Origin of the sequence: Rothia sp. P4278 (assembly GCF_048512945.1) — a bacterium.
GTDB lineage: Bacteria > Actinomycetota > Actinomycetes > Actinomycetales > Micrococcaceae > Rothia.
Window position 1 is genome coordinate 1 of sequence record NZ_JBLXXU010000003.1, and the last position, 23,728, is coordinate 23,728.

Annotated in this window: 23 protein-coding genes; 7 read left to right on the forward strand and 16 right to left on the reverse strand. The window is 57.0% G+C overall.

The window, feature by feature from the left end; translation table 11 throughout:
- Nucleotides 1-306: 306 nt before the first annotated feature.
- The 3 genes from rlmB to ACN085_RS07110 form a co-directional block, all read right to left on the reverse strand.
- On the reverse strand, nt 307-1,287 hold the full coding sequence (rlmB, locus tag ACN085_RS07100) for a 23S rRNA (guanosine(2251)-2'-O)-methyltransferase RlmB (RefSeq protein ID WP_419105353.1): 981 nt from the start codon (nt 1,285-1,287) through the stop codon (nt 307-309).
- Between the two features lie 141 nt (nt 1,288-1,428).
- Nucleotides 1,429-2,856: a cysteine--tRNA ligase gene (gene cysS, locus ACN085_RS07105; protein WP_419100437.1), complete on the reverse strand. Its 1,428-nt coding sequence runs from the start codon at nt 2,854-2,856 to the stop codon at nt 1,429-1,431.
- A 44-nt stretch (nt 2,857-2,900) separates the two neighbouring features.
- Nucleotides 2,901-3,785: an alpha/beta hydrolase gene (locus ACN085_RS07110; RefSeq protein WP_419111055.1), complete on the reverse strand. Its 885-nt coding sequence runs from the start codon at nt 3,783-3,785 to the stop codon at nt 2,901-2,903.
- Nucleotides 3,786-4,193: 408 nt separating this feature from the next.
- On the opposite strand from ACN085_RS07110, the gene ACN085_RS07115 reads away from it, so the two are divergent.
- Together ACN085_RS07115 and ACN085_RS07120 are read left to right on the forward strand one after the other, a co-directional pair.
- The gene (locus tag ACN085_RS07115; protein WP_419111056.1) at nt 4,194-6,491 is read left to right on the forward strand and encodes a bifunctional lysylphosphatidylglycerol flippase/synthetase MprF; all 2,298 of its coding nucleotides are present in this window, start codon (nt 4,194-4,196) and stop codon (nt 6,489-6,491) included.
- Nucleotides 6,492-7,838 (forward strand): alpha/beta hydrolase, encoded by a 1,347-nt coding sequence (locus tag ACN085_RS07120; RefSeq protein WP_419111057.1) that lies wholly within the window; start codon nt 6,492-6,494, stop codon nt 7,836-7,838. It abuts the gene before it with no gap.
- Between the two features lie 49 nt (nt 7,839-7,887).
- Here the strand turns inward: ACN085_RS07120 and ispF are convergent, their stop codons facing one another.
- From ispF to ACN085_RS07135, 3 genes are read right to left on the reverse strand one after another with little or no spacing between them, the layout of a single operon-like run.
- On the reverse strand, nt 7,888-8,370 hold the full coding sequence (gene ispF / locus ACN085_RS07125) for a 2-C-methyl-D-erythritol 2,4-cyclodiphosphate synthase (RefSeq protein WP_419105350.1): 483 nt from the start codon (nt 8,368-8,370) through the stop codon (nt 7,888-7,890).
- Between the two features lie 5 nt (nt 8,371-8,375).
- Nucleotides 8,376-9,173, reverse strand: coding sequence for a 2-C-methyl-D-erythritol 4-phosphate cytidylyltransferase (gene ispD / locus ACN085_RS07130; RefSeq protein ID WP_419105349.1), 798 nt, complete (start codon nt 9,171-9,173; stop codon nt 8,376-8,378).
- A gap of 23 nt (nt 9,174-9,196) precedes the next feature.
- The gene (locus tag ACN085_RS07135) at nt 9,197-9,682 is read right to left on the reverse strand and encodes a CarD family transcriptional regulator (RefSeq protein WP_419100431.1); all 486 of its coding nucleotides are present in this window, start codon (nt 9,680-9,682) and stop codon (nt 9,197-9,199) included.
- A gap of 278 nt (nt 9,683-9,960) precedes the next feature.
- Here ACN085_RS07135 and ACN085_RS07140 point away from each other — a divergent pair, with 278 nt between their 5' ends.
- On the forward strand, nt 9,961-10,491 hold the full coding sequence (locus tag ACN085_RS07140) for a hypothetical protein (protein WP_419100430.1): 531 nt from the start codon (nt 9,961-9,963) through the stop codon (nt 10,489-10,491).
- A gap of 86 nt (nt 10,492-10,577) precedes the next feature.
- Here the strand turns inward: ACN085_RS07140 and ACN085_RS07145 are convergent, their stop codons facing one another.
- Both ACN085_RS07145 and ACN085_RS07150 read right to left on the reverse strand, forming a co-directional pair.
- A complete protein-coding gene (locus ACN085_RS07145) occupies nt 10,578-11,258 on the reverse strand; it encodes a winged helix-turn-helix domain-containing protein (RefSeq protein ID WP_419111058.1) in 681 nt (226 codons plus the stop codon).
- Between the two features lie 54 nt (nt 11,259-11,312).
- The gene (locus ACN085_RS07150; protein ID WP_419105347.1) at nt 11,313-12,500 is read right to left on the reverse strand and encodes a sensor histidine kinase; all 1,188 of its coding nucleotides are present in this window, start codon (nt 12,498-12,500) and stop codon (nt 11,313-11,315) included.
- A 187-nt stretch (nt 12,501-12,687) separates the two neighbouring features.
- On the opposite strand from ACN085_RS07150, the gene phoU reads away from it, so the two are divergent.
- Complete coding sequence (phoU, locus tag ACN085_RS07155; RefSeq protein WP_419100427.1) at nt 12,688-13,344, forward strand: phosphate signaling complex protein PhoU; 657 nt, start codon at nt 12,688-12,690, stop codon at nt 13,342-13,344.
- Nucleotides 13,345-13,527: 183 nt separating this feature from the next.
- Here phoU and ACN085_RS07160 read toward each other — a convergent pair whose 3' ends face one another.
- The 3 genes from ACN085_RS07160 to ACN085_RS07170 all read right to left on the reverse strand — a co-directional run bounded on the left by ACN085_RS07160 (nt 13,528) and on the right by ACN085_RS07170 (nt 15,908).
- Nucleotides 13,528-14,268: a phosphoglyceromutase gene (locus ACN085_RS07160; RefSeq protein WP_419105345.1), complete on the reverse strand. Its 741-nt coding sequence runs from the start codon at nt 14,266-14,268 to the stop codon at nt 13,528-13,530.
- A 125-nt stretch (nt 14,269-14,393) separates the two neighbouring features.
- A complete protein-coding gene (locus ACN085_RS07165; RefSeq protein WP_419100425.1) occupies nt 14,394-14,711 on the reverse strand; it encodes a DUF2516 family protein in 318 nt (105 codons plus the stop codon).
- A 15-nt stretch (nt 14,712-14,726) separates the two neighbouring features.
- On the reverse strand, nt 14,727-15,908 hold the full coding sequence (locus ACN085_RS07170; RefSeq protein WP_419111059.1) for a trans-sulfuration enzyme family protein: 1,182 nt from the start codon (nt 15,906-15,908) through the stop codon (nt 14,727-14,729).
- Nucleotides 15,909-16,034: 126 nt separating this feature from the next.
- Between ACN085_RS07170 and tmk the strand changes: the two genes are divergently transcribed.
- Together tmk and ACN085_RS07180 are read left to right on the forward strand one after the other, a co-directional pair.
- Nucleotides 16,035-16,712, forward strand: coding sequence for a dTMP kinase (gene tmk / locus ACN085_RS07175; RefSeq protein ID WP_419111060.1), 678 nt, complete (start codon nt 16,035-16,037; stop codon nt 16,710-16,712).
- Complete coding sequence (locus tag ACN085_RS07180) at nt 16,709-17,866, forward strand: DNA polymerase III subunit delta' (protein ID WP_419111061.1); 1,158 nt, start codon at nt 16,709-16,711, stop codon at nt 17,864-17,866. Before tmk ends, ACN085_RS07180 begins: the two co-directional genes overlap by 4 nt.
- Before the next feature lie 90 nt (nt 17,867-17,956).
- Here the strand turns inward: ACN085_RS07180 and nagA are convergent, their stop codons facing one another.
- From nagA to ACN085_RS07205, 5 genes are all read right to left on the reverse strand, one after another.
- Complete coding sequence (nagA, locus tag ACN085_RS07185; protein WP_419111062.1) at nt 17,957-19,117, reverse strand: N-acetylglucosamine-6-phosphate deacetylase; 1,161 nt, start codon at nt 19,115-19,117, stop codon at nt 17,957-17,959.
- 28 nt (nt 19,118-19,145) lie between these two features.
- Complete coding sequence (locus tag ACN085_RS07190; RefSeq protein WP_419100420.1) at nt 19,146-19,940, reverse strand: DeoR/GlpR family DNA-binding transcription regulator; 795 nt, start codon at nt 19,938-19,940, stop codon at nt 19,146-19,148.
- A gap of 204 nt (nt 19,941-20,144) precedes the next feature.
- A complete protein-coding gene (locus ACN085_RS07195; RefSeq protein ID WP_419111063.1) occupies nt 20,145-20,990 on the reverse strand; it encodes a class II fructose-bisphosphate aldolase in 846 nt (281 codons plus the stop codon).
- Nucleotides 20,991-21,014: 24 nt separating this feature from the next.
- Nucleotides 21,015-21,989, reverse strand: coding sequence for a 1-phosphofructokinase family hexose kinase (locus ACN085_RS07200; RefSeq protein ID WP_419105340.1), 975 nt, complete (start codon nt 21,987-21,989; stop codon nt 21,015-21,017).
- A gap of 28 nt (nt 21,990-22,017) precedes the next feature.
- The gene (locus ACN085_RS07205; protein ID WP_419111064.1) at nt 22,018-22,905 is read right to left on the reverse strand and encodes an SIS domain-containing protein; all 888 of its coding nucleotides are present in this window, start codon (nt 22,903-22,905) and stop codon (nt 22,018-22,020) included.
- Between the two features lie 387 nt (nt 22,906-23,292).
- Here ACN085_RS07205 and ACN085_RS07210 point away from each other — a divergent pair, with 387 nt between their 5' ends.
- On the forward strand, nt 23,293-23,727 hold the full coding sequence (locus ACN085_RS07210) for a PTS sugar transporter subunit IIA (RefSeq protein ID WP_419100416.1): 435 nt from the start codon (nt 23,293-23,295) through the stop codon (nt 23,725-23,727).
- The last annotated feature ends 1 nt before the right edge of the window (nt 23,728 follow it).

The following is a 23,728-nucleotide window of genomic DNA, read 5'->3' on the forward strand; positions in this document are numbered from 1 at the left end:
GTCCTTAGGGAGCATTTTTGCCCTTAAAAGCGCTCACGGCCCGCAAGCTGTCCGACAAATTCCCTGGTAAACCGCGGATTTCGGAACTTCAAAAAAGTTCTAAACTTTTTTTAAACGCATTCGCCAAGACATATACGCAGCATTCTTTGTGAGCTGGCACCTAAACTTACATCACATTATTGAGCTTCTGGTGAGCTCATTCAGCAATAGATGCAAACACCGGCACCTCACACTTTAGCCAAGACTTTAAAGAAAAGCTCCCCCTCCGCAGGTTGCGGAGGAAGAGCTTACCTTTAGAAATAACCACTAGCTAGAACGGCGGCGGGATACCTCATACAGGGCAATACCCACAGCCATCGAAGCATTCAAAGATTCCATAGCCGAACTAATCGGGATAGAAACAATCTGATCGCAGTTCTCGGTCACCAGACGGGACAGGCCCTTACCCTCAGAGCCCACAACAATCATGAGCGGTTCAGAGGCCAGCTCAAGGTCCGGCAGATCAATATCTCCCCCACCGTCCAGACCAACCACAAACATGCCAGCCTCCTTCGCCTGCTGAATTACCCGAGTCAGGTTGGTTGCCTTAGCAACGGGGATACGAGCTGCGGCGCCAGAAGAGGTCTTCCAGGCAGAAGCGGTCATAGCAGCAGATCGACGCTCCGGAATGATTACACCGTTACCCGAGAAAGCAGAGACCGAACGGATAATAGCGCCCAGGTTACGGGGGTCGGTAATGCCATCAAGCGCAACAAAGAGTGGCGGGACCTCCAGCTGCTGATCATGCCAGCGCTCCATAGTATCCAGAACCAGGCTCCCCGCGTCGGGGTACTTGTAGGGCGGAATCTGAAGCGCAACACCCTGGTGAACCGCGTGGTCCGTCAGACGGTCCAGTTCAAGACGGCCAATTTCAAGAATCGGCAGGTTCTGTTTATTAGCCTCAGTCAAAATCTCGCGGACACGGTCATCGACCTCGATACGAGACATCACAAAGAGAGTCTTAGAAGGGATCTTGGTCTGCAATGATTCCAAGACCGAGTTACGACCGGTCACCAGTTCGTCTGAAGCGCGCTTCCCGCCCAGACGGGGTGCGCGTGAGCGAAGAGTGTTAGTCGCCTTGCGGTTTTCAGCGGCCCGCTTCATCTTGTGGGCCTTGTGGTAGACGCGGTCCTCAGCCTTGGGAGTGTTGCCGCGGCCTTCAAGTGCCTTGCGCCCGTGACCGCCGGTGCCCTTGGTGGGGCCTTTCTTTTTAGCTGTTGCGCCGGGGCGTGAGCCTGCCTTCGCCATATAGGTTTCCTTTGATAGGTATCTTGCCGTTGTTCTCTAGCTTACCGACCCACCCAGCTTTTTGGTGCGAGAGCTAGCGCACGCGCCCCACCAGAAACCGGCAGGGCGCCTGCTAACAGCTACATCTGTGGACGATCCGCTCTAGCTCAGGGACCAGGTAGAGCCAGATAGGCCGTCCTTGACAGTAACCCCGGCCGCTGCCAGGGCATCGCGAATCTGATCAGCACGTGCCCAGTCTTTAGCCTCACGGGCCTCAGCACGCTGGGTCAGCATGGTCTGAATCAGAGAATCAAGAGCCGCATGTTCAGCAGCACCGCCGTCCGAAGCCGGTGTACCAGCAAATGACATCAGCTCCACCAAGCCCAGTACTCGGGCCATGGCATAAACCTGCTCTGCTTCTTGCTGAGCTGACTCCCCTGCTGCCAAAGCCGCGTTCCCCGCTCGGGTCAGCTCATGGAGCACAGCAAGAGCGCGAGGAATATTGAGGTCATCGTCCATAGCCTCAGCAAAGGCCTGAGGAACCCGAGCATCGGCCCGGTGGAAAGCAAGGGTCTGAGCAAGGAAGGCTTCAAGACGCTCAACAGCAACCCGTGCCTCCTCCAAGGAGGTAGGGCGGTAGTCCAGCACCGAACGGTAGTGTGCTTGGCCCAGGTAGTAGCGGACCACAAGGGGGCGAGCCATCTCCAGCATCTGCTCGGGGGTGATGATGTTACCAATAGACTTGGACATCTTCTCGCCCTCGTAGTTCACCAGGCCGTTGTGCATCCAGAAATTGGCGAACCCAAATCCGGCGGCCTGCGACTGAGCCATCTCGTTCTCGTGGTGGGGGAAGCGCAGGTCAAGCCCGCCCCCATGAATGTCGAAGGTCTCACCCAGGTACTTACCCGCCATAGCCGAGCACTCCAAGTGCCAACCCGGGCGGCCTGCACCCCAGGCAGACTCCCAGCGGGCAGTCTCGGGGTCGCCCTCCTTATGCCCCTTCCAGAGGGCGAAGTCACGGGGGTCCCGCTTACCGCGCGGGTCTGCATCGGGGGCATCTTGCATGTCCTCCACACGCTGACGGGTCAAAGAACCGTACTGCTCCCAGGAGCGCACATCAAAGTAGACATCACCCGAACCGTCCAAAGCCGGGTAGGCATGTCCCCGGTCAATCAGCCTCTGAATCAGAGCGAACATCTCGGGAATATGTCCGGTTGCTCGCGGCTCATAGGTGGGCCGAGCAATATTCAGGGCCTCATAAGCCACCCCAAAAATGCCCTCAAACCGGTAGGCCAGGGCCCACCACTGCTCACGCGGATAGTCCCCAGAATAATCAGAGTCAAAGGAAGCCGCTGAATTGACCAGAATCTTATCGTCAATGTCGGTGACATTACGGACCGTCGTGACTTTAAAACCACGGTAGGTCAGCCAGCGCGCAAGCTGGTCAAAGACCAGCCCCGAGCGCACATGCCCAATATGCGGTGCCCCCTGCACGGTAGCACCGCAGTAATAGATGCGGGCCTCACCGGGGTAAACCGGGACAAAGTCACGAACACTTGCAGTTGCTGAATCATAAAAACGTAAAGTCACAGCTACAAGTTTACCGCCTGCACAAGCGCCGGTTCTGAACAGCTCTAGCCATCCTTAACCAAGCTGCCTAAAATCTCCCAACCATGGTTGATCAGCAAGGAAAAATGCCCATCCTGGGGTAACTCATGCAAGGTGGCGCCCATTCGCAGACCCAAGTTCCGGACGCGGGCAGGCTTGACCGCCTTATCCCTTCCCGCTACCCAAATATCAGTCCTTACCCTCACCGAAGCCTCCGAAAAACCCCAGTCCCCCTGGATAGCGTACTCATCTTGTACGCCACCCCGAATAGCAAACTGGAGAGCATAATCATGAGCAACCGCCATGCGGTAGGCACCGCTACGCCCCTGCACTGAGCGCACGAAAGCCTCAAGAGATGCTGACCTACCAGCTAGGAGAAGGCCAGCTCCGCGAGCTAAAGAATCAATCAAAACCTTAGGAAACCAGCTCATGGTCAGGTGAGACAGATGCACCCGCAAAGGTGTAAAAGCCAAACCAAGCCGAGTTGACCATGCAGCATGATGAGTAAAAGGGGCAAGCAGAACCAGCCGGTCCACTAACTCCGGTAACCGGGCAGCTATACCCATTGCATGAGGACCCCCACCTGAGAAACCAATCACGCTCAGCCTCTCCAAGCCCAGGTGCTCGACTACAGCAAGGAGATCATCCTCTACCCAACCGCGTACCGTCCGGTAGTCAACGGGATCTGAGGCACCCAGTCCGGGTCGATCAAGAGCAATAATCCTGATGCCCAGCTGGTGGGCAGCCTCATCCAAAAAAAGAGCCTCGTAGCCAGATCCAGGAGTGCCGTGACAGTAAAGCACAGTCTGCTGTGGGTTCTCTAAAACCCCATACTCATGCCAGGCAATCACTCTCCCGCCCCGCCGGCTCAGAACATGCGGGTAGGGTGCAAGGGGGTCAGCAGCTGTCACAAAAGTTCTCCTCAAAGCGCTATGGCAACAGCCAACTATTCTAGCCCTCTCAAGAGGATTCAGGCTAAATCCCGCCCGCAAGAGGTGGCCTCTCTCAGCAGAATCCCACAATAATCTGCCTATACTCTAATGCCAGATACTCAAAAAGTTTAAAGGTTGCTGTTAGTGAATAGAACTACCCCCTACAGTCCCAAAAATCCTCCCCTACAAGCCACCAGGAGACGGTTACGCTGGGCCAAAGAATACCTAGCAGACTACACGCATATCGCGCCACTCAGCACCGTCTTATTGGGCCTCACCCTCATTTCACTTATCATCCAGATAGTCTTTGGGGCCGCTAAAACCTTACCGCTAACCCTTCAACCAGGTAACTTAGAAAACCTTTGGGGGGTCCTTACCGGTACCTTTGTGAGCCCTAGACCCGGCTCAACTGTGCTTTCCTTATTCTTATTGGCCAGCATCGGTCCCCTAGCTGAACGCAAATTAGGTACCTGGCCTTTCGCCCTAGCAGCAGCCGCTAGCTATCTGCTACCGGTAGCATCCCTGGCCATCATTTTCTCAGCAGCTAGCTACCTCATTCCCGGCTGGGCCCAAGCCCTAACCGATCACGCTGTTTATGGCATCCCGCTCATGATGACCGGCACGCTCCTAGCATCATCACGTTCCCTCTCTACAATATGGAGGCGCAGAATCCGCCTCTCAGCCTGCCTGACCACCTTGGTTCTCCTGGGGTTCGGAGGTTCCCTTCAAGATATTGGCCTCTTCCTGGCCGCTATCACAGGCTGGGCCAGCGGATCACTGCTGAGCACATCTCCCAAGGGCCAAGATTCAATCGTAGGTAGCCGTCACGAAAAGCGAACACTAGTTGCCCTAGCAATTACCGCAATATCCCTGGGCATTTTCTTTGCCGCCCATGCCCCTAACCCTGTTGGCCCTCTCGCATCGGCCAAATTCGATATTGCAAGCAGTGTGCTCACTAACGAAACCCTCGATGCCCTCTGCTCCCAAAAAACCGCTAGCCAGCTCTGTAGCCACGAAGTTTACCTAGCACAAACACGGGGTTTCCTCCCCAGCCTGCTCTCAACGCTACCCATCATCCTGCAACTAGTCCTGGCCATGGGGCTAGCACGCGGGCGTCGAATAGCTGCCTACGCGACCCTGCTCCTTCAAGGAACAATCTTCCTCTTCACAGCGCTACGGCTAATCATATTTTCAGGCATCCTAGGCCAGCATCGCTCGGCTTACGGTTCTTTGGCAGAACTAGAAGAAGCAGGGGGCCGGTTAATCATCCCCGTCCTTATCCCCCTACTAATCATGTGCCTGATCGCTGTAACCTGGCGGTACTTTCCACTACCCTCGAACACAAGAGCCGCCCTCAGCGCTGCAAAAACCATAGGATTGGTCGGCCTCAGTGGGGCAACAATCATGGTTCTCCTCGCCTGGATAATGCCGCAGGCCTTTGCCCCTCACCCACAGCTACTCCCTTTCGCCCTGGACTACCTAGTCAAACTTCTGCCCTCTGCGGCCTGGTATGTCTTCCCCCCGACCTACACCGGCACCTTCTGGCTGACAACCGCCTTGCACTGGACCCTCCCAGCCCTCTTTTGGGCCGCTGCGATTATCTACACCTACCGCATTCTCTCCCTTCCCTTTGGCAAAGTAGGCAAGAATCGCGAGCACTTTATTGAGCTAGTCAAAGAACATGGTGCTGGGACATTGGGGTGGATTAGCACCTGGGATAACCGGCACTACTGGATCTCCGAATCGGGAAAAGAGGGCTTTGCCTACCTGGCCCATAACGGTGTTGCCTTGACCGTTGGGGACCCTGCGGCCGCCCCTGAGCGTGTGGAAGCTGCTGTCAAAGAATTTGCAGTCTTCTGCACCCGTTCCGGGCTAACTCCCGCACTCTATTCTGTGCACTCACCAACCCAGCAGGCTGCGCAGAAGCTCGGGTGGAGCTCCTGGCAGGTTGCTGAAGAAGCAGTGATTGATCTTTCATGCCTAACCTTCTCAGGTAAAAAATTTCAGTCCATTCGGACAGCCCTCAACCAGGCGGGCAAGCAGGGCATTACCGCACGTTGGACGAGCATAGATGACCTGCTTCTAGCGGAATGGGCCCAGATCGTTGAGATCTCTGAAGGGTGGGTGTCTGATAAGAGTTTGCCTGAGATGGGCTTTACCCTCGGTGGACTGGAGGAACTCAAAGACCCAGAAACAAGAATTCTGATAGCCACTGATCAAACTGGTTTTATACACGGAGTGACCTCCTGGATGCCAGTTCATAGAGAGGGCAGGGTTATCGGGCTGACCCTGGACTTTATGCGCCGCCGCAACGGTGAGGGAGTATTCCCCGCGTCCATGGAGTTCCTCATCGCTTCGGCGGCCCAGGACGCAAAAGCTGAAGGGCTTGAGCTCCTTTCTCTTTCAGGAGCGCCCTTAGCGCATTCAGACTCCACAGTGGAAAGGACTGGGTTAGATCGACTCTTAGATTACTTAGGCAACCGTATGGAACCTCTCTACGGCTTCCGCTCGCTGCTGACTTTTAAGGCAAAATTCCAGCCTGACTTTGAGGCCATGTACCTGGTCACCCCTGATTCTGGGCAGCTAGCTTCAATCGGTGTGGCAGTCACTCACGCCTATCTACCCGAGATGAAGGCAAAAGACGTCGTGGGAATTATTCAAGCTATAGGTTCTAAGGAAAAATAAATGCTGGGTGATTTTGCGAGGTCAGTGGATTTACGAGCTGACTATTGGGGCCCGGTCTCACTAGCTCTTGCGGCAGTAGTTGCCCTGATTCTGCTCTGGAAAGTAGGCAGAAACATAACCCTTCGTAGCCATGCTCTGCTGGTAGTCTCAGCGGTAGCCATCACTGGGCTTTCAGCCTTCATCGGTAACAATGTAGTGCACTTAGTGGCCGAGGGAATTACCCTGCCTACCTGGTTATGGGTTGGATATGTATCACTGATCCTGCTCTATGTGATAGTCCTAGTAGGCACCAACTGGAGCAGTCGTAGTGTGCCTGCCAGAGGGGTCCGGCTCCTTGCTGGCCTGGTAGCTCTCGGGTTCGCTCTTACCGCAACAGGGCTGGGCCTCAACGCCTACTATAGAGGCTACCCTAGCCTTGCCGCAGCTTTAGGTGTTACAGTACCCACCAGCTCTCTCGATGAGGCCCAGGCCGGAGCGCAGAGCCATCCTTTTGATGCAGGGAACCAGTCGCTTGCAGTGGCCTGGAAAGCACCGTCCGATATGCCGACCGAAGGGGCCCTTGTCAAAACCAGTATCCCCTCTCAAGATTCGACCTTTACTCCCCGTGATGCCTATATCTATCTGCCCCCTGCCTACATGACAAGCCAGAGACCTCTACTCCCGGTCTTAGTTCTCATGGCTGGGCAACCTGGTTCACCGGGTGACTGGTTCAATATGGGTGGGGTTCACGATATCCTCAACACCTTTGCATCCGAGCATCAGGGGCTCGCCCCGGTGGTAGTGGTGGTAGACCAAAATGGTGGAGACTGGTCTAACCCCTTATGTAGCGATACCAGCCACGGCAAGGTAGCAAGCTACCTTCAGCAAACTGTTCCCACCTGGCTTAAAAATAATCTTCAGGTCGATACCAATCATGCTCACTGGTCTATCGGGGGACTTTCCAACGGCGGCACCTGTGCCTTACAGACAGCACTGAGGGCACCCCAGATCTATTCGGCCTTCATCGATATGTCCGGGGAAGGTCACCCATCCATCGGCAACCTTGAGAGAACTATAGCGCAGGGCTTTGATGGCAACCAGGCCGCTTTTGATGCCAACGACCCGCTGACCATGCTACAGAAGGGTAGGTTCACCCAGCCCGGGCCAGCCGGAATCTTCTCTATAGGCACCAAGGATAATGCCAACTACCGTAAGGACCTACACACGGTCTACGATGCCGCAAAAGCCGCAGGCCTAGATGTGCAGTGGAATACCTATGAGGGAAAACATGAGTGGAAGGTCTGGGAGGCTACACTTGCCGACTCCCTGCCCTGGCTGAGTAAAAGAGCTGGCATATCCAGCTCATAGCTCAGTGCCCCGTCCCGGCTTCTGCCGGGGGCGGGGGACGCTTCTAGCTCTACGGGTTCTCTACGGGATAGACCAGGGCAACAGCTGTAGCTGCTACACCCTCACCGCGCCCAGTTAGGCCCAGGCCATCGGTGGTGGTCGCGGTGACGGTAACAGGAGCACCAGCAGCCTGACTCAGCACCCGGTTAGCTTCATCCCTACGGGGGGCAAACTTGGGCTTGTTGCCAATCAGCTGGACAGCTACATTGCTGATTTCGAAGCCCGCGGCACGGACAATAGCGGCGGCTTCCGACAGAATTCTCACCCCTGAAGCACCTGCCATATCGGGCCGGTCTACCCCAAAGTTGGAGCCTAAATCACCGGTCCCGCTGGCAGAAAACAGAGCATCAGCCGCTGCATGGGCCACCACATCACCGTCAGAGTGACCTGAAAGGCCGCGTTGCCCTGGCCAGTGCAACCCTGCTACCCACAGCTCTGTGCCTTCATCACCAAAAGCGTGTACATCAGTTCCGGTGCCAATACGGGGAATCATAGCCTCTATCTCTTCTCTAGCTCTTCAACAAGTTCAAGTGCGCCCTGGGTATGCAAAGCCCCGGCCAAGGTGTAATCCAGAGGGGTCGTAATTTTAAGAGCCTGCGGGTCACCGTCAACTGTAGCCACAGGCAGGCCCAGGGTTTCCGCAAGCATGGCATCATCGGTAATGGTCTCGGCAACCCCCGCTGGTAGGCCGGCAACGTCGCGGTGAGCCTGCACCAAGGTCGGGAGGTCAAAGCCCTGGGGGGTCTGGACTGCTCTGAGCTCCGCCCGTGCGGGGGTACCTGTGACATAGCCCCGGGCATCCACCGTCTTGACAGTATCAACCACCGGCAGCACAGGGATAACTGCTCTTTCCCCCGCGACCAGGGACTGAGCAATCCGCCGGTAAACAGAGGCAGGTGTAAAGCAACGGGCAGCATCATGCACCAGAACACCGGTAGGCTGAGAGCTCGAAGCGCCGGGTAGCGGCTTGGCACCGTCAAGAGCCGTAAGAGCCGCTGTTACAGACTCAGCCCGGCTAGCTCCACCGGGTACCGCCAAGGCACCGTAGCGAGCGCAAATAGCCGTCAGCAAGGTATCCCCGGGAGGCACCGTCACCACAAGCCGCGCCGTTACACCCGACGCTAGCGCACCGAGAATAGCCCATTCCAGAAGAGTTTTACCCGCAATTTCTACAGCGGCCTTGGGTATGCCAGCACCCAAACGGGAACCTGAACCTGCCGCCACAATAAGAACAGCGAGCACCGTCTCCTGTTCTGGAACGGTACCCGCTGCATTTTTTTGGTCTATAGTGCTCACAGCTAGTGAGCATACCCGAAAGTTTAGACGCCTTCGAGAATCTTATCGAGCTCGCCTTCGGCGGTTTCCTCGTTAATGTCCTTGGCCAGTGCGACCTCGGATGAGAGAATCTGGCGGGCCTTAGCCAGCATGCGCTTCTCACCAGCGGAAAGGCCACGGTCATTTTCGCGGCGCCACAGATCACGGACGACTTCGGCGACCTTAAGGACATCGCCAGATGCCAGCTTCTCAACGTTCGCCTTGTAGCGGCGGGACCAGTTGGACGCTTCTTCGGTGTCAGTTGCTTGCAGAACATCAATGACTTCCTGGAGGCCACGTTCGTCAACGACGTCGCGTACACCTACCATGTCAACGTTCTCAGCGGGCACCTCAATAACAAGGTCGCCATTAGCGACCTTGAGTTTTAGGTACATCTTCTCTTCGCCACGGACAGTGCGCATTTTGATTTCTTCAATCGTTGCTGCACCGTGGTGAGGGTAAACGACGGTCTCGCCAACCTCAAAAACCATATGGATAAACCCCTTTCAGCCTACCCATTCTAGCACGCCTATTTAGACAGCGACCCTAAGGTTACAGATATGGAGCGAGGCTCTCCCCGCACAGCGTAATGCCCCGCTAGGCGGTCAGCGCTTCATTTACCGGCTTTTGCCCGTTGATACAGACGTATCGTCTATAAACCAGCTAGAATGTGACCTGAAGAGAGAACACACCCCTACTTTGCGCGGAGCACACACATTTTTTCCTGCATAAATCCGGGGCCCATACATCTAAACAAGGAGCAAGAGCTGTGAAGAACACCGCTTCTCTGAGCATCAAGCGCGCTGGCGTAACAATCGCCCTCGCTGGTGCCCTTTTGGCTACCACTGGCTGTGGCTACATCTACAAGCAGCCCACCACCATCGTCTACTCAGCATCAGACGGTCAGATGACTAACCTCACCGAGGCGAACAAGGAGATCATCCAGTTCCGCAACATCATGGTGATTTCATCGGCTGAAGGCGCTCCCGGTCGTGTTCTGGGTACCATCCTCAACCAGTCCGAAAAAGATGCTACCGTTACCCTGGCTTTCCCCGGTGAGACGCTGACCATTGAGGTTCCCGCTGGCAAGGAAGTTCGCCTGGAGGATAAAGCCAACGAGATTGTGCTTAAGTCAACCGAGGCTGCCCCCGGTCTAAGCCTCAAAACCACCGTTTCTTCGGATGTCACATCCGAACCGTCTGAGTTCGTGGTTCCCGTCCTTGACGGAACGCTTGAGGAATACGCCTCCTACCTACCCAACGCGGCAAGCGCTAGCGCGACCGAAACCTCCCAGCACTAAACGGTAGGTCACCCTACACCAAAAGCTGGGGCCCAGAACCTTGAAGGTTCTGGGCCCCAGCTTTTACTTACCGCTCACGCCTTGGCCTAGGGCTCAAACTTATAGCCCAGACCGCGAACCGTAACCACATACCGCGGCGATGAGGGATCCGGCTCAATCTTTGACCGCAACCGTTTAACGTGAACATCCAAGGTCTTGGTATCACCCACATAGTCTGCACCCCACACACGGTCAATGAGCTGGGAGCGGGTCATCACGCGACCAGCATTCCGCAGGAGTATTTCGAGAAGTTCAAATTCCTTGAGGGGCATAGCGACGCTTTCCCCGTTCACCGTCACAACGTGGCGCTCAACGTCCATACGGACCGGCCCGCCCTGGATAGCACCAGAGTCAGGCTCGTCAGCTTCACCCCGGCGGCGCAAGACGGCCCTCACCCGAGCAATCAGCTCCCGCGATGAGTAAGGCTTGGTGACATAGTCGTCAGCGCCCAGCTCAAGCCCCAAGACCTTATCAATCTCAGAGTCCTTGGCCGTTAGCATGATAATGGGTACAGTGCTGCTAGCCCGGATCTGTTTGCATACCTCGTTGCCGGACTGACCGGGCAACATAATATCCAGGAGCACCAGGTCAGCGCCTGCACGCTCAAACTCAACCACGGCGTCCAGGCCATTATCAACAACCTGAACTTCAAACCCTTCACGCCCCAGCAAGAAGGCTAAGGGCTCGCTGAGTGACTCTTCATCCTCAACCACTAAAATACGGGTCACCTGTGTGTCCTTTTCGGGAATCGGGCTGAACCGTGTGGCCCAGCGGGGAAAGGGTTAGTTCTCTGCACGAGAGGCCGGACGGGTGCCCGCATTCTCGCCCAGTAAGTCATTTTCGGTTTCTTCATCCAAGATAGGCAGAGCAATAGTGAATGTTGAGCCGGACCCCGGATGGGACCACAGCGTCACCTCACCACCGTGCAAGCCTACGATATGCTTGACGATGCTCAAACCTAACCCGGTACCGCCAGTCTGACGGGAACGCGCCGGATCCACACGGTAAAACCGCTCAAAGATACGGTCCTGTTCATCCTCGGGGATACCCGGGCCCTGGTCTTTCACAGAAATTCTAACAGTGTCCTCCTTCACAGAAACCCCAATGCCCACCTTGGTGCTATCTGGCGAGTAGCGGATTGCGTTCTCGATCAAATTGTGCACGGCCGTCGAGAGAAGCTCCGGGTCACCATGAACAGGACGCGAGGCGGTACCACCCACCAGCAGTTCAATATTTTTGTCCTCAGCAGTAAGCCTGTTGCGGTCAAGGGCTTCAGCCACAACCTGCCCCACATCAACCAGGGTAGAACTGACCACCAGGTCAGCAGACTGCAAACGGGAGAGCTCGATAACGTCCTGCACCAGAGCACCCAGCCGCTGCGACTCCTTCTTGAGTTTGCCCGAGAAATAGCGCACAGATTCGGGATCATCGGCAGAGCTCTCAATAGCCTCTGCCATGAGCCCTACCGCACCCACCGGGGTTTTAAGTTCGTGAGACACATTAGCCACAAAGTCCGTCCGGATCGTCTGAGCCCTAGCGATCTCAGTCCGGTCATCAGCCAGAACCAGAATGTACTCATCACCTACCGGAGCTACGCGCAGGTCAATCACAAGCCTGCTCTGGTCGTAGAAACCACGGGCCAGCACAATTTCCTTTTCAACAATGATGCCCTTGCTGCGAACTGCATCAATCATAGCCAGCAGCTCATCGGACTCCACCGTGTGCCCGCGTACCAGCCCCAGGGCATAGGCCCCAGGAGAGGCCTGAACAACGCCATCGACAGCATCGACCACCATATAGGCACGACCAATCACCGCCAAAACCTCTGCCGCGCCGTCACTGATGGTGGGCTCTTCAACATCGGCCCAGCGAGCGCGCTGGCGCTCACTTCGTTGAAGAGCAAACATGCTGACAACGCCAATGATGAGCCCCAAAAGTGCCGCCATCAAAGCAATCATTGTAGAGTTCACGTCTACCAGCTTAGGCCGTAGACCCCCACCTTTTCACCCCGCACGCTACCTGTTGGCAGGGGTTCAACTAACGTTTACCCAAGCATGTGCTGGTGTTCATGTGGCCTTGGCACTCTAGATAGGTAGCGAAAGAGCGCTCTCTGCCCTCTCACGCCCTCACATATCTCCACATGGAAAGGACGCGCACGTGCGCAAAGTCTTCCAAGCCGAACTTCAACATGTCGGTGAAGAGCTCATCCACATCGCCAACCTGGTCCAAGAAGCCCTTAGCAGGGCCTCCGATGCCTTCCTCAAGGCCGGGATCCAGGAAGCCGAGGAGGTCATCACTAACGATGCCCGCATCGACTTTATGCAAAATGAGCTGGATGAACGAGCCATCGACTTGCTGGCCCTGCAAAGCCCGGTCGCCTCAGACCTGCGCATGATTGTGGGAGCATTGCGTATGAGTACCTCCCTGGAACGCATGGGCGACCTTGCCCGTCACGTCGCTCAGGTTGCTCGTATGCGCTACCCGGAGCACGTTCTACCGGAATCCATCACACCTGTGTTCGCAGAGATGATTGAGCTGGACCTGAAAATTATTGCCAGCGTCATCAACCTGCTAGAAACCCGTGAGCTGGTCCACACCCAGGACATCATCAAATACAAGATGCGGGTCAACGAGCTCCACGTAGAGGTCTTTAACCGCATGGCAGCACCCGACTGGGGCCAGAACGCCCAGGTCACAGTGGATGTCACCTTGGCTTCACGCTACCTGGAACGATTTGGGGATCACGGTGTCTCCGTTGCCCGTAAGGTCACCTACCTGGTGACAGGAGACTGGAACGCAGTGCCCAGCATCTAAGACCAGACACTTTTGAGTTGGCAGGGGCCGTGAGCTTCATCAGCGCCTCTGAAGGCCCCGGACCGGCTGGCAGCCGCTCACAGTCCCCTGGTTCTCGCTTAGTCTCAACTCCTCTGAAACTAAAGTGCCCCGCCCACCTATTCAGGAGGGCGGGGCACTAGGGCTTTAAAACCGGGCTAAGATTTACTTCTTACCCTGGTTAGCAACGGCCTTGATGGCGTCCTGAGCGGCCTCGGGGTCTAGGTATTCACCGGGGCCAAGGGGCTTGAAGTTTTCGTCCAGCTCGTAGTAAAGCGGGATACCGGTGGGGATGTTCAGGCCAGCGATGTCGGCATCGGAGATGCCCTCCAGGTTCTTCACCAGTGCGCGCAGGGAGTTACCGTGAGCTGCAACCAGAACGGTCTTGCCAGCCTTAAGGTCTTCCTTGATGTCCGATTCCCAGTAAGGGAGCATGCGCTCAAGAACGTCCTTGAGGCACTCGGTGCGGGGGGCGTTCTCGATGTCAGCGTAGCGAGGATCCTTTGCCTGTGAGAACTCGTCGTTATCATCAAGTGCCGGCGGCGGAACGTCGTAGGAGCGACGCCAGGTCATGAACTGCTCTTCGCCGTAGGTCTCTAGGGTCTGAGTCTTGTCCTTGCCCTGAAGAGCGCCGTAGTGACGCTCGTTCAGGCGCCAGTTACGCTTGACGGGGATCCAGTGGCGGTCAGCAGCGTCCAGTGCCAGGTTAGCGGTGTTAATGGCGCGGCGCTGGAGTGAAGTGTGAACGACATCGGGAAGGATGCCGCGTTCCTTCAGAAGCTCACCACCGCGGGCCGCTTCAGCTCTACCTTTCTCGGTGAGGGCAACATCTACCCAACCGGTGAAGAGGTTCTTTTCGTTCCATTCTGATTGCCCGTGACGGAGCAGTACCAATTTGTAAGTCATAACTCTCATTATCCCACTTTATCCCTCTAAATAAAAGATAAACCCACACCTATTCACTGAACAAACCGCTATCTTAGGGGAATGCGTGTGAATATGTGTGGGTTTTTCAGGCCCTAACGCAAGTCTTAGCGACGGCGACGCACAGCCACCGCGGGGCGAACATCAGCTAAGAAGACACCCACGGCGGTAGCGGCAACCAACTGCATAAAGATTGAGCTAATCCTACCGTTCCAGGACTGCCACAGGGTCAGGACCGAAAAGAGCGTGGCAGCGCCCGTGACGGCCAGCCAGAAGCCTTTGGTGCGTTTGAAGGCGCTCTGGTAGGCGTACCCTGTTGCGCGTGCGGCCTCAAACAGGGCGTAGACAGATAGTCCTGCTACGACCAGCGAGGCCAGCAGGTTGATGAGGTAGTTTGCCCAAGCAATGAGATCAAGAGGAGTCATAGGGTGCTTCGTTCTTTAGCGGAGATTTTCTAGGGCTGCCACCAGGTCCTGGTACAGGTCATCGACATTCTCGATGCCCACGGAGAGGCGGAGTAGGGACTCCGGGATGGAGTGGGGTTCTGAACCGTGCCGGCGGCGGCGTTCAATGAGTGATTCTACGCCACCGAGACTGGTTGCGGGAGTCCACAGCTTCAGGGCGGCAACAAGGCGGTCGGTTTCTTCGGCGGTGGCATCAAGAGTGACGGAGAGGATAGACCCGAAGGTCTGCATCTGGGCTGAGGCCCGCTCGTAGCCGGGGTCGGTGGGTAGGCCGGGGTAGCGTACTGCCTTGATGGACGGGTGTTCGCTAAGGCGCTGCGCTAGTTGCAGGGCGGAGTCCGCTGAGCGCTCTAACCGGACGCCCATAGTACGCACGCCGCGCAAGCCCAGCCATGCTTCGAAGGGCCCGGCGATAGCGCCATTGGTGGTGCGGTGGGTGTGCATGGCTTCGCGCAGGACCGGGTTGGAGGTAACGGTGATACCCAGCAGAACGTCGGAGTGACCGGCGATTGCTTTGGTGGCGGAATGCACTACGACGTCGGCACCCAGCAGCAGGGGGTTCTGTCCAAGCGGTGTTGCGAAGGTATTATCAACGGCTGAAACGATACCCAGTTTGCGAGCCGCACCCAGGATAGCGGGCAGGTCAGCGACCTCCATCATGGGGTTGGTGGGGCTTTCCATCCACAGCAGAACCTTAGGGGCTGCATAGTTCACATTCTCGGGGCTGACCCCTGCGGTGGCTGCCGCTTTTTCCAGTTCAGCGATGACGGACTCGGTGTTTTCAATATCAAGACGAACAACTGTGGCGATACCGCGCGCCTCAAGGCGCTTAGCCATAGATACCGAGGCCATGTAGGTGTGCTTGGGCAGAAGGATAATAGAGCCAACCGGTACCAGATCCTGCACCGCAGCTACAGCCGCCATACCCGAGGCAAAAAGAAGGCCGGGGAGCTCTGCGCCTTCAAGGTCAGCGACAACCTGCTCAAGACCGTCCCAGCTGGGGTTAGTAAAGCGGGCGTAGCTGTTGAGGTCGGTGGGGCCTATCTGCCGGAAGGTAGAGGACATGGAGATAGGTGGGTTTACCGGGGCAAGGTCACGGTGGGCCGGCCGGCCGCCAGCAACTAGGCGGGTCTGCGGAGAAAGATTCTGTTCGGTCATACCCACCACCATACGCGCCCGATTCTTAAGGAGCTAGTAGGTGAGAAGCATGGTCACCAAATGAACTTGCTTAGAGTCCCTATCTAACCGCAAGCCCCAGCAAACAGGCCTTGGTAGGCTAGAGGGGTGACTCAAGCACTGACCTACACCCCAGATGCCGACCCGGCACGCGCCCACGGCCCCTACCCCGGCACTTTCATCGTTTTTGAAGGTGGCGACGGATCAGGCAAAACCACCCAGATCAAGCTCCTGGCAGAGGCCCTCACAGAGCGCGGCTATTCTGTGCTGGTCACCCGTGAGCCAGGGGGCACCGACATCGGCGAAAAACTCCGTGCCCTGGTCCTAGAGCACGGCAACGGCTCGATTGACCCGCACACCGAAGCACTCATTTTTGCGGCGTCACGGGCCGCCCACGCCCACCAAAAAATTCAACCAGCCTTAGAAGCCGGCACCATCGTTCTGTGCGACCGCTACATCGACTCATCAGCAGCCTACCAGGGAGCTGGGCGCGGCCTGGGCCTGGAAACCATCACCGACCTAAGCCGCTGGGCCACGGGCAATCTCCTGCCCGACATCACGGTACTCCTTGATGTGTCACTGGCTGAAAGCCGTGCGCGCGCAGGTGCCCGCGGTCACGCTGACCGTATGGAAGCCGCCGACGACACTTTCCACAGCGCTCTACACAGTGCCTTCCGTTCCCTAGCGCAGGCTGCCCCAGAGCGATACGCCCTTATCAACGGTGCCCAACCCATCGAGCAAGTCCACAAACAGGTTCTGGATGCGGCCCTGGCGGTACTTTCATGAGCGTCTGGGACTCCCTAATAGGGCAGAACGAGGTCAAACACCAGCTAGCTACCGCCGCCGCTGATACCAAGCCCACCCACGCCTGGCTCTTTACCGGCCCGACCGGTGCAGGCCACACCACAGCAGCCCAGACATTCGCGGCAGCACTCCTCTGCGACCAGCCCAACCCCGCCGCACGCGGCTGCGGAACCTGCCGTTCCTGCCAAACCGTGCTCAGCGGCTCCCACGCAGACTTCCTGCACTTTCGAACCGAAAAAACCGTCATCACCATCGACGAGGCCCGCGAGTTTGTTGTTAAAGCGCAGGACCGCCCCGCCGTTGGACGCTGGCGCGTCATGCTCATTGAAGACGCCCACCGCATGCCCGAACGCACCTCCAACGTACTCCTCAAAGCTATAGAGGAGCCGCCACCCTACACTATCTGGTTATTGACGGCCCCCTCCCCCGCCGATGTTCTCATCACTATCCGCTCCCGGTGCCGCCCGGTCCAGCTACGGCTCCCCCTGGTGGCGGAAGTTGCCGCCGTACTCAGTACCCAGTACGGGATTGATCCCCACCAAGCCGAGCTAGTAGCCCGCCTAGCCCAGGGCAACCTGGACACCGCCCACAAGCTAGCAAGCGACCCGCAGGCAGGCACCCGCCGCGATTCAGTGGTCAAGATACCGCTGACCCTCAGCTCTGTTGCCGCGGCGATGGATGCCGCCGACCGGCTCATCTCTATTGCTGAGGCTCAAGCAGAAGCAGACGCGCAAACCCGCAATGAGGCCGAACGTGCCGCGCTCCTGACCTCCCTAGGCTACACGGACGGGGAGAAACTCTCCCCCACCCACCGCGCCCAGGTACGTCAGTTAGAAGAAGACCAAAAACGCCGCGCCAAACGAATCCAAACCGATACCCTGGACCGTTTCTTGGCCGATATTCAAACGGTCTTCCGTGATGTACTCACCCTGCAGATGGGCACTGGGGCAGAGCTTATTAACGCCCACATGGCTCAGCAGCTACAGGCTTACGCCGCGCGCACTAGGCCGGAAGCCGTGCTAGCTCACCTGCAAACTGTAGCAACTACCCGCCGCAGAATGAACACCAATGCAAGTGCCCGCCTAGCTTTTGAAGCCATGATGACACAGTTCATTGCCTCACCAGCAGGCTCTTAGCTCGTGAGCTTTACCCGCTCAACCCAAAAGTCAGCCCCGAGCCGGATAACCAGTTCGGGGCTAAACACATAAGGAAGTTAGTTGGGGTGCTTAGAGCTGAATGCCGTCCCGCCAGATACGGGTGGGGAGCAGGGTTTCAGCGTCCAGGAGCAGAAGGTCACCCGGGTAACCCGGTGCAATCCGACCGTAGGAGTCAGCCAAGTCCAGAGCGGCGGCAGCCTGAGAAGTGGCCGCAGCAACCGCAAGGTCAAGCGGCTGACCAGAGTTCTGAACAGCCAACGCCACCGCACGGTCCATCGTCAGGGTGGAGCCAGCCAGGGATTTACCCTCAACCAGGGTTGCAACCCCACCCTTAACCTCAACCTCGAGGGTGCCCAGCATGTAGATGCCGTCAGCGTTACAGGTAGCTGACATGGCATCGGTCACCAGCACGGTACGCTCCGGTGCCCGCCCAAAAATCTGGGCAACTACTGAGGGATGAACGTGAATACCGTCGTTAATAATTTCCAGTGAAACACGGCTGTCTTCCAGGGCCGCAATCACGGGGCCGGGGGCACGGTGGTGGATACCGTTCATACCGTTAAAGGTGTGGGTTAGCAGACTAGCACCTGCCGAGAAAGCGTCTCTTGCCTGCTCATAGGTGGCGCTGGTGTGGCCCACAGCAACCTTGGTACCTGCGCCCACAAAGCTTTCAATAGCGGCCAGGCCACCCTCACGTTCAGGGGCCATGGTCACCTGGAGCAGATGTCCGCCAGCCGCATCAAGAATCTGGGCGACTGCCTCAGGGTCAGGGTCACACAGAAGATCCTCGGGGTGAGCACCTTTGTGCTGGGGGTGTAGAAAAGGCCCTTCGGCGTGGAAACCCAAAACCTGAGGGTTCTGCTCCACCAGAGGTGCCAGGTTACGCAAGCTATGGCTAATAGCCTCCACCGAGTTAGTCACGGTGGAGAGAACACTGCGGGTGGTACCGTGCTTGGCGTGAGCCTCAAGGGCGGCAGTAGCGCTTTCAATGCTTCCCTCATCATAGGCGTGCCCAGCACCGCCGTGATGGTGGATATCAATATAACCGGGGACCAGCGGAGCCCCAGCCGCATCAACCACCTCGGTACCGGGGCTCAGGTAGCTCTGCCACTCATCCTCGCCCAGAACCTTACTAATCTTCCCGTTCTCTAGAAGGACCGCACCGCGCTGGTGAACCCCTCCGATGATCCCGTCATAGAGGGTAGCTGAATGAACGATAAGGGAGGACATAAAATCTGCCTTCTTTCTCATCAAAGAATTAAACAATACGGAGGTTATAGCCCTGCTGGGTCACCCGATCGGCCCATTCCTGGCTGATAGAGGAGTCTGTAATGATGGTAGTGGCTAAGCGGTCGCTGTCACCGCTAATCGAGGTAAAGGAACGCTTACCGAACTTACTTGAATCGGCCACGATAAAGGTCTGCTGGGCACGGGTAATCATAGTGTGGTTGACCGATGCCTCATACTCATCCACGGTGCCCGGGCCGTTTTCGTCGAACCCGTTGACCCCGATAAAAGCCATGTCCAAAGAAATCTGGTTGAGAACATCAATGGCGTAGGGGCCGGTCAGCTCGTAGGAGAAGCCGTTAATCACCCCGCCGGTCAGCACAATTTTGATTTCGCTGACTTCGGCCAGCCGGTAGGCGATATCAACGGCGTTGGTGACGATGGTCAGCAGAGGCTTATGGGGAGAAGAGGGCTGATCCTTATGGCGGTGAGCCCACTGTGCAAGAGCATGGGCAAGAGCGCCCACAGTGCTGCCACCGGTGACCCCAATCATGGCACCGGGCTTGATGTATTCCAGGCAGTGCTGGGCAATTGCGGCCTTTTGGGTGCTGTGGGTCTGGTCCATCTTAATGACCGGCGGGAGGTAGGTAGGCAGACTCTGGGCGCCACCCCGTGTGCGCTGCAGCAGGCCAGCCTGGCTGAGCGCTTCCAGGTCCCGCCGGACCGTGGCTGTGGATATCTTGAGCTCGTCAACCAGTTCTTTGACCGTCACGACTTGGCGTGAGTTCACGATATCTAATATCTGTGTATGGCGCACATCACGCATAGTCAGAGCAAGCTCCTTGATCTCTATAGTTTTTCAGGCCGCTAACTAACAGGTATCGCCGGGGATGCGCCCCAGCTTCCCAATAATCTATCGAATTCTTTTCTAACTTTCATTCCTGCCCACTAACTGGGCCAGCTCCCCAGACAGCACAGTCATGTAAGCCAGGCTCTTGCCCGGCTGGAACCAGCCGGGCAAGGGTTATTACTATCGAGCGGAACCGCTGGCAAAAAGGGTCAGCAATCGCTGGGCCTCCTGGCTCAGGGCCTCCCGGCCAGCCATGGTGTACTTGCGGGAGTCCACGATATCTGGGTGAGCCGCCAGGTATTCGCGGATAGCCCCGGTATAGAAACCGTTCAGGTGGGTTGAAACGTTGATCTTAGTCATGCCAGATGCAATACCGCGCAGAATTTCCTGGTCACTGACGCCCGACGAGCCATGCAGGACCAGGGGTACACCTGCAGCTTGACGGAGCCGGCCAATCAGCTCGTGATCCAAGGTGGCAGTGCGGGAGGTCATGGCGTGCTCACTGCCTACAGCCACTGCTAAGGTATCGACACCGGTTGCCGCCACGAATTCCTTACTCTCTGCCGGATCGGTGCGTACACCGGGAGCGTGGGCGCTCTTCTTGCCGCCAATTTCACCGAGTTCAGCTTCAACGGTCGCACCCTTCTTGTGGGCGTATTCCACGACCTTGGCGGTTGCGGCCAGGTTCTCTTCGTAGGGCAGGGTTGAGCCGTCGTACATGACCGAGCTGAAGCCCAGGTCAATAGCCTGGCAGGCCAGTTCCACAGACTCGCAGTGATCCAGATGAACAGCAATCTCGGCGGTTGAGTTCCGTGCAATTTCAAGCATGGCATGGCCGATAGGCTCAAAGCCACCGTGGTAGCGGATGCAATTGTGGCTGACCTGCATAATCACGGGCAGGTTAGATCGCTCAGCGGCGGCCGCAATTGCTTCTGCGGTTTCCAGGTGAACGACGTTGAAAGCCCCGATGCCGCTCTTACGGCTTTCGGCAGCTAGGACCAGATCTAGGGTGCTTACCTGTGGCATGTTGTTCTTCCTTCTGGGCTGGTGCTAGGACGCCGACGGGTAGGTGACATCTTCAACGATGACCTTTTCGGCCAGTGAAGACCAGGCGCTACCAATAGAGCCGGCGAGGGGTTGGGTAACAGCGGAGGCAGACCAGCTCACTGCACGGATAAGCAGGTCTTCTAGGCTGAGTTCATCAAGAAGTGAGGTAGCAAGGGCTGCTACGAGGGCATCGCCTGCCCCGGTGGGGTTACCTTCAAGGGGTTGAGCAAGACGCGCTTTGACTCCCTGCTCTTGCCCGAAAGCGTAGAGGCCGTCAGGGCCGCAGGAGACAATGATCTGCTGGGCACCCAGCTCCTGTAGGCGGGCGACACCCCGGTAGAGGTCTTGCTCACCGGTTGCTTCTACCAGTTCAGCTCGATTGGGCTTGAGGTAGGTGACACCGGCGCGGGCGGCTTCCAGTAGGTAGGGGCCGGAAGTATCCACGATGAAAGCGGCACCGGCCTCCTGGCAGGTACGAGCGATATCAGAGATAAGTCCTTCGGGGCTCCGGGGAGGGAAGGAGCCAGAGAGTGTGACCACGCTACCGGGGTACTGAGCCAGGGAGTCTGCCAGGTGCTTCAGGAGTTCCCGGTAGACCTCTGCGGGGTGCTCCTGGCCTGACTCGTTGATGATGGTGGTCGTGGAACTTTCCGTTTCCACCAGGGCATAGGTGCTCCGCAGGGGAACGGGGGTAGAGGCCTGAAGGAGCTGTACCTGCTCGTGTAGGGGGCACACCCCGGGGCTTGAAGCGGCAACTCGGGCCTTGAGCTCAGCGAGCGATAGCTCGTTCAGGGGCGCAAGAGCCAGAGCAGGGTAGCCCTGCTCGGCGGCTACGTTTGCAACGTTAAGCCCCTTACCGCCCAATCTGCGCTGGGCATGAGGGATCCGAAGGGTGCTCTCCGGGGTGAGCTGGTCTATGCTCACCGTGATATCGAGAGCTGGATTGAGCGTCAGTGTAATGACTCGTGCACCGGCCATAATGGTACCTCTCCCCTTTCCCTACTGCTTAGTTCAGAATGACTGAACGGGTTAGGTTGCGGGGTTCATCGGGGTTTAGTCCGTTAGCCAAGGCAGTTTCAAGAGCTACGCGGTGCTGGCGAGCAAGGTCAGCCAGGGGGTCAAGGTCACGATCCTCGAAGTAAGCGCCGGTTGCTTCTACCTGCTCGCGCAGCCCCTCGGGTGCAAGGCCGAACTGCCAGGTGACGCGGCCGGGTGCTGCGATGGAGATGGGACCGTGGCGGTACTCCATGGAGTTGTAGGACTCGGTCCACTTCTGGGAGGATTCGCGCATCTTGAGTGCGGCTTCAGTAGCCAGCGCTGCGGTCCAACCGGTGCCCAAGAAGGAGTACTGTTCAGCGTTGATCAGTTCAGGGGCAAGAGGTTCGCTCAGTGCAGCGCGGCAATCTTCGATAGCGGCACGGCATACTTCTTCTGAGTCGATGGAGCTCCGCAGGAACATGAGAGCGGTGGTAGCGAAGCGGGTCTGGACAACGGACTTCTCGTCGGCGAAGGAGAGGTCAACAAGGCGGTCAGCAAGTTCTGCTACGGGTGAGTCAGGTACACCGACCAGGACGGTGATGGGCTTGGTGCCTTTGACGCTCTTCATGAAGTCAACGATTTCGGTGGTGGTACCGGAGCGGCAGATGATGAGGTATTCGTCAAAGTCACGACCGGTGGGGACCTCGGTTGCGGTGAAGGCATCGGTGATGCCCTGGCCAGCATTTTCGCGCAGAGCGGCGTAGGCCTGAGCCATGAACCAGGAGGTGCCGCAGCCAATAGCTGCTACCTTCAGGCCGGGCTGGGGAAGGACGGCGGTGTCCAAGCCCAGTGCCCGCTCCCACATGAGGGGCTGGCTTTCAAGTTCTTCTTTCATAAAAGCGCCTGCTAGAGACATGGTGTTTTTCCCTTCCGGAGCGTCTGTAGTTCTGGTGAGCAACTGCCCATTAGCAATCATTTTCGCTCAATATTTATGATTACACATGATTCCTTTTGCTGTCCAGACCTGAAGGCAACTTAAAAGAAAAGCGAGCACCCAGCACCCTACCCAAAGGCAAAAACTGAGGCGGACGACACTAAAGATACTTAATAGGGAGGGTTCAGTTCTTACTTTTGAGTCAAAACCACCCTTTTTCAGGGGCCAGGGCCCCCTGCACATCCTTCACTAGGTCCCATGATCAAGTTTGATTTTTTCTCAAAAAAATCAGTCAAAATGTTTACATCACGCAAATTCGCTCACTATGATGGGATGTGTAGATAGGTCCGTTACCGAGGAGACAATCCCATGAGCTTTACTCCCGATCTCGTCTCAGCCCAACGAGAGGCCAAAGACTGGAAAGAAGCTATCCAGCTAGTTGGCAGCCTCTACGAGCAGGCCGGAATAGCCACCGAAGAATACACTCAGGCTATGATTCAGGGTGTCCTGGACTTTGGGCCCTACATGGTCTTTGTTCCCGGCATTGCCATGCCGCACGCTAAGGCAACCAGCGGCGTGCTCAAGTCTGGCACAGCGGTCGTCACCCTCTCCACCCCCGTAGAGTTCGGTAGCGAGAAGAACGATCCCGTCGATTTCCTCATCTCGTTTGCCTCAACAAGCACCGACGGGCACATGGAAAAGATCCAAGAACTTGCAGCTGTCCTAGCTGACCAAGACCGTATTGAAAAAGCACGCCAGGCCCGCAATGACGATGAGCTTATGCGCGTGTTCACCACCAAATAGT

Excerpts from the sequence above, each read along its gene's own strand:
- ACN085_RS07210 (WP_419100416.1), top strand. The coding sequence starts at position 23,293 with ATGAGCTTTACTCCCGATCTCGTCTCAGCCCAACGAGAGGCCAAAGAC.
- ACN085_RS07160 (WP_419105345.1), bottom strand. The coding sequence starts at position 14,268 with ATGACTTACAAATTGGTACTGCTCCGTCACGGGCAATCAGAATGGAAC.
- ACN085_RS07180 (WP_419111061.1), top strand. The coding sequence starts at position 16,709 with ATGAGCGTCTGGGACTCCCTAATAGGGCAGAACGAGGTCAAACACCAG.
- ACN085_RS07135 (WP_419100431.1), bottom strand. The coding sequence starts at position 9,682 with ATGGTTTTTGAGGTTGGCGAGACCGTCGTTTACCCTCACCACGGTGCA.
- ispF (WP_419105350.1), bottom strand. The coding sequence starts at position 8,370 with ATGATTCCCCGTATTGGCACCGGAACTGATGTACACGCTTTTGGTGAT.
- ACN085_RS07170 (WP_419111059.1), bottom strand. The coding sequence starts at position 15,908 with ATGACCGAACAGAATCTTTCTCCGCAGACCCGCCTAGTTGCTGGCGGC.
- nagA (WP_419111062.1), bottom strand. The coding sequence starts at position 19,117 with ATGTCCTCCCTTATCGTTCATTCAGCTACCCTCTATGACGGGATCATC.
- ACN085_RS07205 (WP_419111064.1), bottom strand. The coding sequence starts at position 22,905 with ATGTCTCTAGCAGGCGCTTTTATGAAAGAAGAACTTGAAAGCCAGCCC.
- ACN085_RS07120 (WP_419111057.1), top strand. The coding sequence starts at position 6,492 with ATGCTGGGTGATTTTGCGAGGTCAGTGGATTTACGAGCTGACTATTGG.
- ACN085_RS07200 (WP_419105340.1), bottom strand. The coding sequence starts at position 21,989 with ATGGCCGGTGCACGAGTCATTACACTGACGCTCAATCCAGCTCTCGAT.
- rlmB (WP_419105353.1), bottom strand. The coding sequence starts at position 1,287 with ATGGCGAAGGCAGGCTCACGCCCCGGCGCAACAGCTAAAAAGAAAGGC.
- ACN085_RS07195 (WP_419111063.1), bottom strand. The coding sequence starts at position 20,990 with ATGCCACAGGTAAGCACCCTAGATCTGGTCCTAGCTGCCGAAAGCCGT.
- ACN085_RS07165 (WP_419100425.1), bottom strand. The coding sequence starts at position 14,711 with ATGACTCCTCTTGATCTCATTGCTTGGGCAAACTACCTCATCAACCTG.
- ACN085_RS07190 (WP_419100420.1), bottom strand. The coding sequence starts at position 19,940 with ATGCGTGATGTGCGCCATACACAGATATTAGATATCGTGAACTCACGC.